This is a genomic window from Micromonospora sp. B11E3 (assembly GCF_039871625.1).
Lineage (GTDB): Bacteria > Actinomycetota > Actinomycetes > Mycobacteriales > Micromonosporaceae > Micromonospora.
In genome coordinates this window covers 1-2512 of record NZ_JBDPMC010000179.1, presented here as the reverse complement: position 1 = coordinate 2512, position 2512 = coordinate 1, and the positions used below count along the sequence as shown (strand labels likewise).

The 2512-nt window shown below is 71.9% G+C and carries 3 protein-coding genes; 1 reads left to right on the top strand and 2 read right to left on the bottom strand.

The window, feature by feature from the left end:
• Positions 1-391: 391 nt before the first annotated feature.
• Positions 392-931 (top strand): crosslink repair DNA glycosylase YcaQ family protein, encoded by a 540-nt coding sequence (locus tag ABGB16_RS33470; protein ID WP_347672056.1) that lies wholly within the window; start codon positions 392-394, stop codon positions 929-931.
• A 43-nt stretch (positions 932-974) separates the two neighbouring features.
• On the opposite strand, the gene ABGB16_RS33465 is transcribed toward ABGB16_RS33470, so the two are convergent.
• On the bottom strand, positions 975-1457 hold the full coding sequence (locus ABGB16_RS33465; protein ID WP_347672055.1) for an SRPBCC family protein: 483 nt from the start codon (positions 1455-1457) through the stop codon (positions 975-977).
• Positions 1458-1473: 16 nt separating this feature from the next.
• Positions 1474-2307: an enoyl-CoA hydratase-related protein gene (locus ABGB16_RS33460; RefSeq protein WP_347672054.1), complete on the bottom strand. Its 834-nt coding sequence runs from the start codon at positions 2305-2307 to the stop codon at positions 1474-1476.
• Positions 2308-2512: the final 205 nt, after the last annotated feature.

The window sequence follows — 2512 nt, the reverse complement described above, 5'->3', positions numbered from 1 at the left end:
CGGCTTACCCGTCTCCCGCACGATCCGCACAGCGCCCTCACGGAACTCCCGGTCGAACCGTCTCCTCGTTTCAGCCATGACCATCTATCCCCTTAGGTCCGGCCTCCACGCTATCGGGGGAACCTCACCTGCGGCCTGGTCCTGAATCGGGACCTCAACGCCGCCCGCAACCTCGCCGCACTCGGGACCGGGACAACAACCGCCGGGAGTGGCCCGGTGGCAGGACGTGGAGCCGACCAGAAGACCCGCCCCGGCGGGCAGGTGGCTACGAAGCGTCAACCCGGCGCCGCCTCGGCGGGTCAGACCGGGACCGTCCCACCGCAAGGTAGGACTACCGATCGCGTGCTCACCAGAGCGCACTGAACGGTAACGGCGACAGCGCTACTGGGACCTGCCCGAGCGCGTCCACCCCGCCGACCTGCCCACCCTCGACGCCGAGACCGCGGGCCGCCTCCGCGCCGAGCGCCGGCTCGCGGCGCTCGGCATCGCCCGATCCGCCGGCCCGCAGATACCGGGCGAGTCCCCGTACGTCGGCGACGCCGGTGAGGAGGCCGTCGTCGAGGGCACCCCGGGCACCTGGCGCGTCCACCCGGCGTACGTCGGCCTGCCGTTCACGGGGCGGACGGCCCTGCTGTCACCCTTCGACCGGCTGATCCACGACCGCGTCCGCGCCGAGCAGCTCTTCGGCTTCGAGTACATCCTCGAGATGTACAAGCCCAGGGACAAGCGTCGGTGGGGCTACTACGCCCTGCCCGTCCTGCACGGCGACCGCCTCGTCGGCAAGCTGGACGCGACCGCCGATCGCCGGGCCGGCACCCTGGTCGTCAACGCCGTCCACGAGGACGTGCCCTTCACCGGGCCCATGACCGCCGCGGTCCGCGCCGAGATCGAGGACCTGGCCGCGTGGCTCGGCCTCCGGGTCGGCGCCTGACCGCCGGCGGGGCGGGCGGAGGACGCGCGGCGGCCGGTTGGGGTCAGGCCGCTTCCAGTTCCCGCTTCAACCGGCGCAGGGTCTCGCGCATGCCGTTCCGGTTCAGTGTGGGGCGGTCGCCCGCGGACCTGCCGGTGAAGATCCGGCCGAGGACGTGGGCCGCCCCGTTGCGCCGGTCCTGCCAGTACTCGGTCACCTGGGTGCCGCCGTCGGTCTCGGAGAACCGGTAGCCCCAGCGGGCCACCGGCTGGCCGAAGGTGGCGACGTCGAAGGCGAACTCGCTGCCGGGCGTGGCGGTGACGACCCGGCAGGTGGTGAACCACAGGAACGGGCCCCGACGGTTCCAGCCGACGAAGCGTCGCGGTTGCCCGCCGTCGCGCCGGGTGATCCAGACCGCGACGCACTCCGGGCTCCAGCGGGCGATCCGCCGTACGTCGGCGACAGCCGCGTAGACGGTTCCCGCCGGCGCCGCGATCGTGATCTGTTCGGCGATTTCCGGACCGTGCCCGGTGGCCTCGGTAGTCATGCCGCAACCATGGACGTCACTGGTTTCTCCAAGGGAGGTCGTCGGGCAGGTCGCTGCTGACCCGCCCGGGGAACGCCGGGGCGCGCCGCTGCCGGAAGGAGTCGAAGCCCTCCCGCGCGTCCGGGCTGTTCAGCGCCTCGGCGGAGAGCCGGGAGTCCAGCCGGTGCGCCGGGTACGGCGAGTCCAGCGCGCTCGTCCGGTAGAGCATCTGCCGGATGACCGCCACGGACACGGGCGCGGTGGTGGCGATGATGGTGCGCGCGAGCTGGTACGCCTTGTCGAGCAGCTGCTCCGGCTCGTGGACGCTGTGCACCAGGCCGGCGGAGAGCGCCTCGGCGGCGTCGAACGCCCGCCCGCTGATCATCCAGTCGAGCGCGCAGCCCATCCCGACCAGGCGCGGAAGGAACCAGGTGGACGCGCCCTCGGCGTAGATGCCACGCCGGCTGAAGACGTACCCGAATCGGGCGTCGGTGGCGGCGAGGCGGTAGTCGGCCGGCAGGATGATGGTGGCGCCCGCGCCGACGGCCGCGCCCCGGATCGCGGCGATGACCGGCTTGTTCATCGCAAAGATCCGCATCGAGCAGCGGCCCGCGGGTTCCGCCCACTCGGCGTCGGGGTCGTCGGGGGTGTCGAACTCCGTCACGGACATGTCCAGGCCGGCGCAGAAGTGCTCGCCCGTGCCGGTGAGGACGACGACCCGGACGTCGTCGTCGCGGTCGGCGCGGTCGAACGCGTGCGCGAGCTCGTCGGCCATCCGAAGCGTGTAGCCGTTACGCTCCTCGGGACGGTTGAGCGAGACCGTGGCGATCCGGTCGGAGACGGAATAGATGATCTCGCTGTACGTGTCCACGCCGGCACCCTAGAGCAAGGCCATCGCCCGCAGCAATGCTCGCGGGGTCGGCTGTTCGGTCATCGACCACTGTCCTGATTGACTTCCTCTGCCCCCTGAAGAGGGCAGATTCCTGGCGGCGCTCATGCGGCACGCCGGGTGGTTGACGCTTCGCAGCCCACAGGTGCCGGGCTCCACGTCCGTACACGACCAAGCCCGGCCGCGT

Excerpts from the sequence above, each read along its gene's own strand:
- ABGB16_RS33465 (WP_347672055.1), bottom strand. The coding sequence starts at position 1,457 with ATGACTACCGAGGCCACCGGGCACGGTCCGGAAATCGCCGAACAGATC.